11 protein-coding genes and 1 pseudogene are annotated in these 13,131 nt (G+C 55.2%); 4 read left to right on the top strand and 8 right to left on the bottom strand.

Features of this window, described 5'->3' with window-relative positions; translation table 11 throughout:
- Positions 1-79: 79 nt before the first annotated feature.
- Both C0V76_RS11710 and C0V76_RS11705 read left to right on the top strand, forming a co-directional pair.
- Complete coding sequence (locus C0V76_RS11710; protein ID WP_101942581.1) at positions 80-1,312, top strand: DUF3300 domain-containing protein; 1,233 nt, start codon at positions 80-82, stop codon at positions 1,310-1,312.
- Positions 1,313-1,349: 37 nt separating this feature from the next.
- The gene (locus tag C0V76_RS11705; protein WP_158239229.1) at positions 1,350-2,297 is read left to right on the top strand and encodes a DUF2950 family protein; all 948 of its coding nucleotides are present in this window, start codon (positions 1,350-1,352) and stop codon (positions 2,295-2,297) included.
- Positions 2,298-2,402: 105 nt separating this feature from the next.
- On the opposite strand, the gene C0V76_RS20390 is transcribed toward C0V76_RS11705, so the two are convergent.
- From C0V76_RS20390 to ffh, 8 genes and pseudogenes are all read right to left on the bottom strand, one after another.
- Positions 2,403-2,828, bottom strand: a complete 426-nt coding sequence (locus C0V76_RS20390) for a type IV pilin protein (RefSeq protein ID WP_173893990.1) — start codon at positions 2,826-2,828, stop codon at positions 2,403-2,405.
- 14 nt (positions 2,829-2,842) lie between these two features.
- The gene (locus tag C0V76_RS11695; RefSeq protein ID WP_143707415.1) at positions 2,843-5,689 is read right to left on the bottom strand and encodes a hypothetical protein; all 2,847 of its coding nucleotides are present in this window, start codon (positions 5,687-5,689) and stop codon (positions 2,843-2,845) included.
- 15 nt (positions 5,690-5,704) lie between these two features.
- Positions 5,705-6,229 (bottom strand): PilX N-terminal domain-containing pilus assembly protein, encoded by a 525-nt coding sequence (locus C0V76_RS11690; RefSeq protein ID WP_143707414.1) that lies wholly within the window; start codon positions 6,227-6,229, stop codon positions 5,705-5,707.
- A gap of 11 nt (positions 6,230-6,240) precedes the next feature.
- Entirely contained in the window at positions 6,241-7,326 is a 1,086-nt protein-coding gene (locus C0V76_RS11685) for a PilW family protein (protein WP_158239228.1), read from the bottom strand.
- Between the two features lie 14 nt (positions 7,327-7,340).
- Positions 7,341-7,856 carry a type IV pilus modification protein PilV gene (pilV, locus tag C0V76_RS11680; RefSeq protein ID WP_101942575.1) on the bottom strand — a complete coding sequence of 172 codons (516 nt, stop codon included), beginning with the start codon at positions 7,854-7,856 and terminating at the stop codon, positions 7,341-7,343.
- Positions 7,846-8,352 carry a GspH/FimT family pseudopilin gene (locus C0V76_RS11675; RefSeq protein WP_101942787.1) on the bottom strand — a complete coding sequence of 169 codons (507 nt, stop codon included), beginning with the start codon at positions 8,350-8,352 and terminating at the stop codon, positions 7,846-7,848. Before C0V76_RS11675 ends, pilV begins: the two co-directional genes overlap by 11 nt.
- Before the next feature lie 301 nt (positions 8,353-8,653).
- Positions 8,654-8,827: pseudogene (locus C0V76_RS11670) on the bottom strand (IS5/IS1182 family transposase); the annotation flags it as partial.
- A 171-nt stretch (positions 8,828-8,998) separates the two neighbouring features.
- On the bottom strand, positions 8,999-10,369 hold the full coding sequence (ffh, locus tag C0V76_RS11665) for a signal recognition particle protein (protein ID WP_101942574.1): 1,371 nt from the start codon (positions 10,367-10,369) through the stop codon (positions 8,999-9,001).
- 70 nt (positions 10,370-10,439) lie between these two features.
- On the opposite strand from ffh, the gene C0V76_RS11660 reads away from it, so the two are divergent.
- Together C0V76_RS11660 and pilB are read left to right on the top strand one after the other, a co-directional pair.
- Complete coding sequence (locus C0V76_RS11660) at positions 10,440-11,246, top strand: inner membrane protein YpjD (protein ID WP_101942573.1); 807 nt, start codon at positions 10,440-10,442, stop codon at positions 11,244-11,246.
- A 155-nt stretch (positions 11,247-11,401) separates the two neighbouring features.
- Positions 11,402-13,120, top strand: coding sequence for a type IV-A pilus assembly ATPase PilB (gene pilB, locus C0V76_RS11655; protein ID WP_101942572.1), 1,719 nt, complete (start codon positions 11,402-11,404; stop codon positions 13,118-13,120).
- The last annotated feature ends 11 nt before the right edge of the window (positions 13,121-13,131 follow it).

The raw sequence follows: 13,131 nt of genomic DNA, 5'->3' as shown, positions 1-13,131 counted from the left end.
CCACACACCCCTCTGGGCGCAATTTCAGGGCAAACAGAACTGATACAGTTCCAGAACTATCTGCATAGAGGAATGCCCAATGCCCTCTCGCCTGCATCGCTTCGTTTCCATGCTGGTCTCAGCCAGCCTGGTGCTCACAGGCAGCCTGCCTGTTACCTCAGCGCTTGGGCAAGACACACCAAGCGCAGCGAGCAGCAACCAGGCATCCTCCGGCAAGACCTACTCTCAGCAGGAACTGGATGAACTGCTGGCCCCCATCGCCCTGCATCCGGACGCTCTGCTCGCCCAGATTCTAATGGCGTCCACCTACCCGCTTGACGTGGTTGAAGCGGCACGCTGGAAACAAGCCAACCCTAAAGTCGAAGGCAAAAAGTTGGAGACTGCCATGGAGCAGCAGCGATGGGACCCTAGCGTGAAATCGCTGAGCGCCTTCCCTAACGTACTTGAAATGATGAATGACAAGCTCGACTGGACCCAGAAGCTGGGTGACGCCTTCCTTGGTCAGCAAGCGCAAGTAATGGACACGGTACAAAGCTTGCGCACAAAGGCCAAGCAGGCTGGCTCGCTAGAAACCACCAAAGAACAGATCGTCACAACGGCAAGCGAAGGCAGCCAGACTGTCATCAAAGTGGAGCCGGCTGACCCACAAGTGGTCTATGTGCCGACCTACAACCCGACAACGGTTTATGGCCCCTGGTGGTATTCCGCACCTCCCCCCTACTACTGGTACCCGCCCGGTTACGTCCCCGGCGCCGCATTCTTCACCTTCACTGCCGGCGTCATCGTCGGAAGCTGGCTATGGGGCGGCTGTAACTGGGGACACGGCGGCGGCTCGGTCAATATCAACATTAATCGCTACAACCAGGTCAATCATTACAACAAGATCAACAACGGCAACTGGCAACACAACGTGGAGAACCGCCGCGGCGTGCCCTATGCCAGCGAAGGATCGCGCCAGAAATACGGCGACAAGAGCGCCCAGACGCGCGACACCCGCGCCCGTGAAGAATTCCGCGGACGCGCAGAATCAGGACGTCAGGAACTCGGTCAGGATTTTGGCCGCGCCCCTTCGACCAGTGACCGCAGCGCCGGTGGAACCGGCCATGGCGCTGGCGTACAGGATCGCAGTCAGGGCATGGATCGCGGCGATCGCGGAGAGCGCAGCCCGAGCGCAGGCACTGCAGAGCGCAGCGGCGCCTTCTCCGGAGTCGAGCACGGCAGCCAGGCACGAGACTTCAGCGCCCGCGGCAGCAACAGCCGCTCCCTCAGCGGAGGAAGCGGCGCTGGGCGCCGTGGTGGCGGACGCCGCTGACCCTCCTCATGTGCAGCCAGCCCTAATAGGTGACCTCATGAAATGCTTCGCATCGCTGTGGCATACAGCACCATTCAGCCCCGCAAAACTGATCCTCGCACTCAGCCTGGCCCTACCGCTCGCCACCACGGCCCAGTCATCCCGTAGCTACCCCTCACCGGAGGCCGCAGCGGCAGCACTCTCCTCCGCCCTGAAAGCCAAGGATGCGGGCCAGATTCTGGAAGTACTTGGCCCAGGAAGCCATGAATTCGTCCTGAGTGACAACATTGATGAAGACATAAACACCTGGGAGCGCTTCAATAAAGCCTACGACACGTACCACAAACTAGAGCGTAGCCGGAGCGGCCTGCAGATCCTGATCGTTGGCAAGGCCCACTACCCCTTCCCTGTTCCGCTGCGAAAAACCGCAACGGGCTGGCAGTTCGACACCAAGGCTGGCAAAGACGAACTCATCAACCGCCGCATTGGCCTGAATGAACTCACCACCATTGAAGTGCTCAAACAGATCGCTCTGGCGCAGGACGAATATTTCCTGATGGCCGCACGCGAGCCGGGTCGTGCCGGCGAATACGCCGGACGCATCGAAAGCAGCCCCGGCAAACAGGACGGCCTCTACTGGCCCGATGCCCCCGGCAAGCCCGCCAGCCCCCTCGGGCCACTGGTTGCGCGCGCCTCAGAACTGAGCGCTGCCGGCCATAGCGGAGAGCCGGGCGCCTACTTCGGCTATCGCTACCGCATGCTGCCAGGCCAGGGGAAATCAGCCCAAGGCGGAGCCCGCCAATACCAGACCGGCAAATACCAGATCGGCGGTTTTGCCGTACTGGCATGGCCGGAGCGCTATGGCATCAGTGGCATAAAGAGCTTCATGATCAATCAGGACGGCATGGTCTATGAACGCGACCTCGGTAGCGAAACCGCGGCCAAGGCTGCCGCCTTGAGACTCTTCGAACTGGCTCCAGACTGGAAACCCGTCACGGGGAAATAGGCTGGCGCAAAATCAAGAAAAGAGCCGTCCGGCTTTGACCCGACGGCTCTTTTCTTGATATCAACCCATTACATCAGCGAAGCAGGCTGACGCCCTCGACCTCCCTCAAAACGCACTGGTTCCGGACGGGCAGGAGGTCGTTGTTGCACCAAACGACGATGAAGACGGTGCCTCGCATGATCCACCCGAACAGCCGCAACGCGTTCCCTTAGAGTTGATACCCACCCACACCTTCCAGGACGTCATGGCACCGCCAAGAGAGTAATCGCGGTTAGTGTCAGAGCGACCGTAGCTGAAGGTCACATCCGCATACTCGTTACCAAGCGCTGGCTGTGCTGAAGGATAGGAACTCGCCTGCGCGACTAGACGTTCCAGTTGAGCACCAATCTGCATCACACCATCCTTGGCATGGGCAAATTTTGTTTTTCGCACATAGTCAATGAAGCTCGGATAGGCTATCGCGGCAAGAATACCAATCACCGCAACAGTGATCATCAATTCGATCAAAGTAAAACCATTTTTTTTCCTCATGACGCCTGCTCTCATCAGAAGAAATTAGTCAGTTCACGCCAATTCAGGCGCTCACGGAATGCGTTTTCAGCTGGAGTAATTGCCGCCGTATCGCCCGAATTTCCCGGATCCCCCCCGGTACCCGCCAGAATCGCACGCTTGCCCTTAAAGCGCGTAAACGCTCCGCCAGTAGCATCACCAAGACCCACATAGTTATCGAGGCTGGTCATGTCCGTCATCCGGAATTGAGAATTCCCGCGCGCATCCGTTCCATCAAGCAGCTTCAGCGGACCGAAGGTATAGCCCTTGATGTCACACTCACTTGGCTTCTTCGTGTAATACAACACCACCACACCATTGATGATGTCGGCCGGAGCAGAGAGATAAGCATTGTCACTCGCCAGAACGCTGATGCTCGGATTAGTCGCTGGGTCGGATTCACCCAGCTTCGTCGAAGCATTGATGCCGGTCTGCCAGGCAAAAGTCCATTTGTCCGAGAAGTACTTCAAGGCCGTCACGTGAGTTTTGGTCTGCGCCAGCAGGATCAGACCATTACCACTGGCCGAGGCGATCTTGCTGCCATTCACGTACCACACCGCACTAGCCGAGCCGCCAGTGCGATAAGTCCGCAGCTTGTCGACGCTGTACTCACCTGTTTCGATCACCCCTGTACTCTTGGTCTTATAAACCTTACCGTCTTCCGCACCGAAGTAGATCGCGTTGTCATCCACATACAACAGGTTGCTGCTGGGTGTAACACTGGCGGCAGAATTCGTCACGGACGAGGCTGCCGAACTGGTTGCACTGGAAGAAGCGGAGCTTGCCGCCGAGGAGGAAGCAGACGCCATCTCACCACCGGTAGTGAAATTGCGTTCCACAGCAGCAACATCGGTATTCACCTCACGTGTCACCAGCTTGCCGCCCACCACATAGGCAACCTTGTTGCCGCCCATCACCGCCCCTACTGGTGCAGCACCACCATACGGACGACCATACACGCCACTGCTCCAACCTGCCTCGCCATCATTGGTGTTGCCTGCAGAGCCCGGTGAATACTCGCTCGTGCGTGAATCCAGCCACACGACCTTGTCGAGCGACTTACCGTCGTTACTAACTCGGATCGAGAAATGCAGCTTGCCACCCAAAGCCGTTCCAGTCACGTAAGTACGCGTGACCTTTGCGCCTGCTGTAGATGACACGTCATCCTCCAAGAGTTGCACTGACGCAATCTGCCCCCAGGGATGTGCTTCCATCAGCTTCATGGGCGTGGAACTCAACGCAGCCTGGCTCTCGGCCAGTACATCACGCGGGATCCAGCCCCAATTCAGGTTGCCATTGGTCTTGTCGACCGAATACAGGATTCCGTCGTCAGTAGCGAACAACACCGAATCGCCGAGCAACAGTGGTGCTACGCGCCAAGGCACCCCCACCATGGAAGTCGCCAGACGCTTGTCACCCGTAATCCGGCACGCCATCTGAGTGGGATTTACCGCGCAGGCCTGAGCCAGTGTGGCGCCCGAAGCTGTATTGCTCAAGGCTTCAAAATCCGTGCTCGCACTCGCCCAGTTCGTGGTTTCCGTGCGCAGCTTGGCCAGACGATTATCTGCGCTCATCTTGCTCGCCGACACATCCGTCGCATCCCACTCCGGCGTAGTGTTCTGCGAACTGTCGTCCTTGAGCTTGAACGCTTGCAGGTGGCCTGAAGTGCCCGGCTGATCCTTCTGCAGGGCTCGATAGACCAAGGAGTCTTTATCTGTAATCAGTTCTGTGACGGGCGGGGTCAGCGAATAAGCTCCAGTGCGGGGCACCGCACTGGTTGTGGTTTTTGAGAAAAATTTCGTCTGAGAGTTATTCTGAGCAATTACGTTCTTAGCCAGAATTTCACCAACAATGGTCACAGGCGAACCATTACCCATATTGAAATCGCCATCAGCGACATAGACACCAGCAGCTAAGCTGAAATTACCCTGCGTAGTCATCGTACCGTTATAAACGTTTATCTGTAAACGCTCAGGGTGCTGGGCGTCCATATTGGCCCAGTCCTTTTCTGCAGAGCAATTAGTGTAGTTCACGCAGGTAGGCCCGCCATTCAATTCAAGGCCAATCACACTTCCAGAAACGTTTTTACCCAAAACATTCAACGTCGTCACACCCGGCCCAGCCGTGCTGACGTTACATGCAGCGGGCCAATCAATTTGGTTGATATTGCTCTGTGGAATTACAGCACCATCGACATCCTGTGCAAACGTCACTCCCGCCCCGTTGCACCCCCCCATGGAAAGTCGCTTTATTCTGACAGGCGCAGAAAAAACAATACTATTGCCATTAGATATTGATATTTGATCATATTCCCCACCTGGTAGGGTATAAACACTACCCGATTTGGAGACAACAACCGCCCTGCTGTCTCTCTCCAATGTATATTGGCCGTTTGAGTCGGCATTTGAGCTCCCTCCAAGGGCGTTGCCATACTGAATCTGGTTGCTATTAGGAAAGCTAATATCAAAGGCCGAACTACTTTCTATGTAGGTAGGCAGAGTTCGCGCAGGGATTGACGATCCAGAAACTTTCAACGACGTCGAATTGTTTGATGTCACATCGCCTGAGGAAGCAAAAGACTGACAGTTTTTCTTGTTAGCATCAGTGCCAGACATAATCAAATTGCCCGGATTTGCATTAACCTGATTTGCGTTATAGAACGTCGGGTTGCACTGCCCGTTTTCACCATCGTTTTTAAGGTTAATTTGACCATCTCCCATTACTGAGAAAACAGCCCCCAATCCATTAGTGGCAGAGCACACCTGCGCCCAAGCCGGAAAACTGAAAACATGAAGACCCACCAAGGACGCAGCCCCGATACGCTTGATCGTTTTGTGTTCCATGATTTAACTCCGGTCTCAGAATTCTTTGGAAGTGGAGAGCACCACGTAAGTGCCCTCCTTGATACCACCCGCTTTGGCGTAAAGCGTGAAGCGCGGCTTAGCCGCAGTCTGGTTCACGCGTCCGCCACTGAGCATGCCGTCATTACTCCCGACGGCCTTGCCTTCATACACGACGATGTAATAAGCATTATCCGCACCAGAATTTGGCTGAGTGGCCGAAATCGAACTGGAAACCGGCCAGGGATCGAAATCTGGCACATTGCCGTTCTTGCGCAGAAAATAGCCTGAACGCCCGCTGAGCGCCGTCTCGATATCCTGCGAACTTGCCACCAGGCTTGCTACGGCAACCTCAGCTTCTTTCAAAGCCCCTTCGGCCGTAAACATCGACCGCTGTCGATCACTCCAGCCTGCCGCCCCGCGCGCCTCGCCTGTAGAGAGCATGAAGCCGGCAGCTGCCAACAAAGAAACCAGTATCAGCATGATCAACGAGACCAGCAATGCAGCCCCTCTTTGTCGATCAAATGAGCTGGAATGACGCATGCTCACGCTCCTTATTGATTGCGCAAGGCGATCGTCATCTGCAGTGGCAGATAGACATGACTATCGCTCGAAACGCTCTGTCCATTGAATGATGTCACTGTCTGCTGACCTGCATTCCCTACCCTCTCGGAACGCATCAGCATGCTGATTGTGGCTGAGCGCACGCTGGTCCATTTATTGGCACTTGCCTCAACCTGAGCGGCCGTCTTACCTGCGTCGGTAACGCTGCCATTTGCACTATTGCTGAGGTCATAGTTCACACTGATCGCAGCCACCTGACTCGAAACCAGTACGGGAACGTTGTCACGCGCACTCAGGCGAAAAAGCCCTGACTGCCCGTTGACCTTCCCCATGAACCACCAAACAGAGTCCAAGCGACCAACGGAAGCCCCAACACCAAATAACTCGCCAATATTTCCGTCAAGATTCCCCTTGCCGAAACTGGATGTTTCTCCCGCCTCATGCTTGAGCGTCTGCGTCGTCCCACTGGCATCTGGCACCGTGACCGAAGTTACTTCAAATTTCGCCCAATTAATGCAATCCGTAACAACCGCCAGATCATTGGATTTGAACAGCTCAAGTGGTTTTTTGATAACAAGATCTGCAGCTTGCGAGCCCATTGCAGTACTGAGCACCGAAAGGGAGCCAGAAATACCCACAAATGCAACAACGCTGGAGTTCTTTGCAAGATCGGTCAGGTCGTTGGGCATTGAATCCTTAACCTTGGCCAATCCGTAATGGCCAGAGGCATCGGCGGGCACATCCGCCAGCTTATCAAACCCCAAAATCCCGCCTTGATCGGCATCCAGTGCAGTCTTGTTATTTAGTCGTTCATCAATTGGGTTGGTTACTGGCCAGCAACCAAAATCCCCAGCTGCACGCAGATCGCGAGCCATTGCATCCAGGGCAATGCGCCCCTCGGATTGCACATCAGCCATTTGTGCAGAAAGAGTACTACTGACACGCTGACTTAGAAAAACGGCCAACGAGCCACCTACTACGATCAGCCCAAGAACTAAAGCAATCATTAACTCGACCAGCGTCAAACCACGCTGTCGCCTATTTAAGGTGTTGTACTTCGGCTGAATAGCTATCATCGCTGGTACCGGCATCATGAACTGGAAGCAGCAGAGCTTGCTGCCGCCGAGGAAGCAGCTCCGGCATATACGGAATACGTAGCGGAGACCGTATCGCGGCCAGAAGGAGTCCAGCGCAACTCTACGTTGCAAGTTTTGGGCTCTCCCGCGCTCGTACAACTGACTTTGGCCTTGCCATCAGGTAGATCACAAGCGACCTTTTGAGCCCATTCGCCCGCCCGCCCTGTAGCTCCAGTTGCTGTTGAACTCGCCGCGCTTGATGTGCCCGTATTGCAGCTCAAAGGTGTGGTGATGGTATCGATCGCAGTCCAACTGGCACGATCGTTGAAGCGATCCAAAGTCAGTGCATCCAATGCATCATGCGCAAACGCAGCAGCAAGAACTGTGTATTTCGAATCAGCATTCAGACGCACCCCTTCGGTCTGAAGCTTCAAAGCACCAAGAAGGCCAATTGACAATACAAGAACGGCTATCAACACCTCAATCAAGGTGGCGCCAAGCTGTAAGGACTTTCCAGAATCAGAGCACATTAACAGCACCACCAGCGTTGATCGTCAGGGACTTGCTGGAGCTTCCTGCCGTAAATGTGTAAGTCAGCGCGCTTGTGTTAGTCGCAATACCTGTCGGCAAGAAAACCACTGACTGAGAGTCAGATCCAGCCAAAGAAGTACCTTCATAGCGCTTGGAAAAGTCGACTTGGGTAAGACACCCAACCACCGTAACTGCATCAGGATTGCTAGCGGTTGCGGCTTTTTGCGTGATAGCCCAAGCGGCAGGGTCACACCCAGTTACGCCCCCCTTGAGGGTTAGTGTCGTTCGCTTACCGGTCTGGGATGCGATCGCTCGAGCATTCGCGACAGCCCTCTTAAGACCATCGGCCGCCATCTGCGCCCGGCCAGACTGTATTTGGGCGGTAAAGCTAGGTACAGCGATAGCAAGCAGGACAGCCAACACGGCAACGGTGACCATCAATTCGATCAATGTAAAACCCTGCTGCATCAGTGACTCTGAGCGTTTTCGCGACATCGTGCGACTCCTTGCTTAACAAGCTGCCAGCCCAAAAAATACCATGACAGGGAAATCCCTTAAGCATTTTTCTGACATTCGGACGGTCGGCTAGTGAAAACCCCCACTCAGGGATTAAGCAAAACCCTTAAACCACGGAAATGGCACCGGTAACCAAAAAAAGCAAAGAAGTCGGTCAGCGTCCATCGCTCAGTACGTTTTGTTCAATGCTCAACCCAAGGCCAACAGGATAGATTGCGCTCCGAACGGCTTTGTTGCACAAATCGAAGCAAGGCCGTAATTCCCCTGCCCCCAGACGGACTCATGCCACGCGCACGGTTTGAGGCGTTCCGAGCTGGGTGAAACGATTGAGCAGCGCAGCGCGAATTTGTAGCTCCGCGACCTGCCGATCAAAGTCGCGGGCCACCACACGCTCGCCGAGCAACTTGAAGCTGCGCATCTTGGCTTCGACCAAGCTGCGCCAGTGGTACCCACTCAATGTCCTTGTCGATCCATAACAGCAACGCGCCACGTTGGCACAAGGAATCGTTCTAGGAAGACCAGTTGGTCATGCAGTACTTCGGCGTCAAAGACTTGCTCATCCCGCAAGTCTATCGGCCACACGCTGTCGGGCAGGCGCTTTGTGCAACAAAGCCCATCAACAGACTCATCCACCCCGCATCATGCCCTTCATACCTTTAAGCCCACCAAGTCCGCGCATCAACTTCCCCATCCCGCCCTTGGAAAACTGCTTCATCATTTTCTGCATCTGCTCGAACTGATTGAGCAAGCGATTGACCTCCTGCACTTGAACTCCCGCTCCGGCAGCGATCCGACGCTTGCGTGCGGCCTTGATGAGATCAGGATTAGATCGCTCAGCCGGCGTCATCGAGTTGATGATACCCTCGACGCGAGCCATAGCCTTTTCCGGCGCACCGGGCTGCATCTGGGCAGCGGCCTGAGCAAACTGGGCCGGCATTTTGTCCATCAACCCGGATAAGCCTCCCATTTTGCGCATCTGCCCCATCTGCTCCTTGAAGTCATTCAGATCGAAGCCTTTGCCCTTGCGCAGTTTTTCCGCAAGATCAAGCGCAGCCTTTTCATCAACGGCTGCACGTGCTTCTTCGACCAGAGAAAGAATGTCTCCCATCCCAAGGATGCGGCTAGCCATCCGATCCGGGTGAAACTCATCCAGTCCGCCGAGCTTCTCTCCCACGCCGGTAAATTTGATCGGTGCCCCGGTAACGTGCCGCACCGATAGCGCAGCCCCACCACGGGCGTCACCATCAAGCTTAGTCAGCACGACGCCAGTCAGAGGCAAAGCCTCGTTGAAGGCACGCGCGGTATTGACAGCATCCTGCCCCAGCATGGCATCGACAACGAAGAGCGTTTCGATCGGCTTAATTGCTGCGTGCAATTGGCGAATCTCGTCCATCATCTGCTCGTCTATGGTGATACGCCCAGCGGTATCGACCAGCAGAACATCCAGATAATGCCGCTTGGCGTAATCGATCGCGGCAAGCGCGATATCGACTGGCTTCTGATCAACTGACGACGGAAAGAACTCGGCCCCCGCCTGCGCGCTAACCGTCTGCAACTGAGCAATAGCCGCGGGGCGATAAACGTCACAGGAGACCGTCAGAACCTTCTTGCGCTGCTTCTCTTTCAGGTACTTAGCTAGCTTGCCAACCGTCGTGGTCTTGCCTGCCCCCTGCAGGCCCGCCATCAAGATGATTGCAGGCGGCTGAGTTGCGAAATTAAGACTTGCCTGGCTCCCTCCCATGATCAAAGCGAGCTCTTGCTGCACCACACCGACCAGCGCCTGCCCTGGCGTAAGGGAACCCACAACCTCCTGACCAAGCGCCTTCTCTTTGATCCGGGCCATCAAATCTTTGACGACAGGCAAGGCCACATCAGCCTCAAGCAAAGCCATGCGAACTTCACGCAACATGTCGGCAATATTGTCTTCAGTCAGGCGGGCCTGACCACGCAGAGTCTTCACTACCTGAGCGAGGCGATTTGTAAGGTTATCTAGCATTGATGAAAACCGTCAGAAAAGGGCCGCCAGGAGGTTCCGCAGGCAAGCCGATGGGCGTTAAACTGGCTGAATGGCAAACATTCTACTGCATCTGCTTCCAGCCTCGTTTTATCTGGGGATTACGGCCCTCTGCCGCTCAAACATGCTTCAGTTGCCGAGCATGCGGGTTGCAAATCGCGGCCTACAAGCCATGGCGCTCTTGAGCCACGCCTTCGTGCTGTCAGAAGCCATGTTTGGAACAGGCGGGTTCCAGTTCGGTCTTTTCATAGCACTCTCACTCAGCCTCTGGCTGGCGATGCTGATCTATTCACTGGAGAGCCTGATCACTCCGCTCAACCAACTGCTGGGCTATGCGACCCCCATTGCGGCCATCTGCGCTTTTCTGCCCGCGCTGGGTGGAGGCCACCCGCAGTCGATAGATGCTGAAAACTGGGCTTTCCGCACCCACATAGTCGTTGCAATGCTCGCCTACAGTCTATTCACACTAGCCGTCTTTCATGCCGTCGTACTGGCAGCGACCGAACGCAACATCCATCACGCAGCCACCTTGGAAAGCGAAGAATTACCACCGCTACTAAGCCTTGAACGGATTCTTTTCCGCATCATTCACGCAGCCTTCGTATTCCTGACACTAACAGTGGGCTCAGGACTGCTTTTCTCTGAGCAAATCTTTGGCAAGCCCTTCGTTTTTTCACACAAGGCGGTGTTTGGCATCGCGTCATGGGTACTGTTTGCTATTCTGATCCTGGGGCGCTTTCTAAAGGGGTGGCGTGGCAAGCTGGCCATCCGCTGGTTGTTAGCAGGCTTTGCATGCCTGCTGCTAGCCTATGCCGGCACTCGTTTCGTTCTTGAAATACTGCTTGAACGCAGCACCTGAGTGCTTAAGAGCCTCCAGACAGTCGGTTGTGCGAGCCATTCGAGGCCGACCACCGGCGCAACGCCTCTAGCCGGATGGGTTTACAATCGCAGGAATTACCGTGCAACATCAAGTAAGCCCGCTAACTCGTTGATAGACAGGCACATCAAATAACGATGGCATCCACCCCACAATCCGCTTTAAATGGCTTGGCGCGTGCGCTTGTCCAGCAGGAACGCCTCAAAGAGGCGGATGCGTCAGCGTGTTCGGCACCAAGCAGCAACCCGGGCGGCTTTGTTGCCGAGGTTGTGCAGCGCGGCCTGATGAAGGCCAGTGACATCGCAGCCTTTTGCGCAAACAGCTTTGGTTGTCCGTGGATGGATCTTTCGGCTTACGACGAAAGCTATGTAGCCAAGGATGCAATCGACACCAAGCTGATGTCCAAGCATCAGGTCATCGGCTTGGCCAAGCGCGGCAACCGCATATCGGTGGCACTAGCCGACCCCAGCAATTTGCGCGCGCTGGACGAGATCCGTTTTCAGACAGGGCTAGCCGTCGACCCAGTAGTTGTCGAAGTCGACAAGCTCGCAGTCCTGCTAGGCAAACTGACCGAGTCAGTCTCATCAGCCCTCACGAACCTTTCAACCACCGATGATTTCGATCTCGATGCGCTGAATGATTCCAATCAGGAGGATGCTCAAGCTGCAGAGGCCGGTGCGGCAGAGGTTGATGACGCCCCCGTCGTACGTTTCATCCAGAAAATGCTTGTGGACGCTATCAATGAAGGAGCGTCCGACATCCACTTTGAGCCCTACGAGAAGTACTACCGGATCCGTTTCCGCACGGACGGCATCCTGCGTGAGATTTCCCAGCCACCATTGGCTCTAAAAGAAAAAATCGCTGCGCGGATTAAGGTCATTTCGCGCCTCGATATCTCGGAAAAACGCGTACCACAAGATGGTCGCATGAAGCTGGTACTGTCGAAGAGTAAGGCCATCGACTTTCGCGTTTCTACGCTACCTACCATGCATGGCGAGAAGATCGTGATGCGTATTCTTGATCCATCCAGCGCCATGCTGGGGATCGATGCTTTGGGCTATGAACCCGATCAAAAAGCGGCCCTGATGGACGCTATCGAACGGCCCTACGGTATGGTTTTAGTAACAGGCCCGACGGGTTCGGGCAAAACTGTGTCGCTTTACACCTGCCTCAACATTCTAAATAAAGCGGGCGTCAATATTTCGACCGCTGAAGATCCTGCTGAAATCAACCTGCCGGGCATCAATCAGGTTTCGATGAACGACAAGGCTGGCTTGACCTTTGCGGTATCCCTGAAAGCATTTCTGCGCCAGGATCCGGACATCATCATGGTCGGTGAAATTCGAGACCTTGAGACTGCAGAAATTTCGATCAAGGCAGCGCAAACCGGGCACATGGTGCTATCCACCCTGCACACCAACGATGCCCCCACCACGCTGGAACGACTTCGTAACATGGGGGTTGCCCCCTTCAATATCGCTTCTTCAGTCATTCTAATCACAGCCCAGCGCCTCGCGCGCCGCCTCTGCTCCTGCAAGAAACCGATCGACATTCCCATCGAAGCGCTTGTCCAGGCTGGCTTTGGCGAAGCCGATCTGGATGGCAGCTGGCAGCCTTACGGTCCTGTTGGCTGTGATCGCTGCAAAGGCTCTGGCTACAAGGGTCGCGTCGGCATCTATCAGGTTATGCCCATCACTGAAGAAATCCAGCACATCATCATGACCGGCGGCAACTCTATGGATGTAGCCGCCCAGGCACAGGTTGAGGGCGTAAGCGATCTGCGCCAATCAGGCTTGCGCAAGGTCAAGCAAGGCCTCACCTCACTCACTGAAGTGCTCGCCACAACCAACGAGTAATCCACGGAAAA

This window comes from Uliginosibacterium sp. TH139 (assembly GCF_002855595.1).
Classification (GTDB): Bacteria; Pseudomonadota; Gammaproteobacteria; order Burkholderiales; family Rhodocyclaceae; genus Uliginosibacterium; species Uliginosibacterium aquaticum.
Note: the sequence above shows the minus strand (reverse complement) of the source record. Positions and strands in the feature narration are given on the sequence as shown.

Coding starts and splice junctions, on each gene's coding strand:
- C0V76_RS11710 (WP_101942581.1), top strand. CDS start 80: ATGCCCTCTCGCCTGCATCGCTTCGTTTCCATGCTGGTCTCAGCCAGC.
- C0V76_RS11705 (WP_158239229.1), top strand. CDS start 1,350: ATGAAATGCTTCGCATCGCTGTGGCATACAGCACCATTCAGCCCCGCA.
- C0V76_RS20390 (WP_173893990.1), bottom strand. CDS start 2,828: ATGAGGAAAAAAAATGGTTTTACTTTGATCGAATTGATGATCACTGTT.
- C0V76_RS11695 (WP_143707415.1), bottom strand. CDS start 5,689: ATGGAACACAAAACGATCAAGCGTATCGGGGCTGCGTCCTTGGTGGGT.
- C0V76_RS11690 (WP_143707414.1), bottom strand. CDS start 6,229: ATGCGTCATTCCAGCTCATTTGATCGACAAAGAGGGGCTGCATTGCTG.
- C0V76_RS11685 (WP_158239228.1), bottom strand. CDS start 7,326: ATGATAGCTATTCAGCCGAAGTACAACACCTTAAATAGGCGACAGCGT.
- pilV (WP_101942575.1), bottom strand. CDS start 7,856: ATGTGCTCTGATTCTGGAAAGTCCTTACAGCTTGGCGCCACCTTGATT.
- C0V76_RS11675 (WP_101942787.1), bottom strand. CDS start 8,352: ATGTCGCGAAAACGCTCAGAGTCACTGATGCAGCAGGGTTTTACATTG.
- ffh (WP_101942574.1), bottom strand. CDS start 10,369: ATGCTAGATAACCTTACAAATCGCCTCGCTCAGGTAGTGAAGACTCTG.
- C0V76_RS11660 (WP_101942573.1), top strand. CDS start 10,440: ATGGCAAACATTCTACTGCATCTGCTTCCAGCCTCGTTTTATCTGGGG.
- pilB (WP_101942572.1), top strand. CDS start 11,402: ATGGCATCCACCCCACAATCCGCTTTAAATGGCTTGGCGCGTGCGCTT.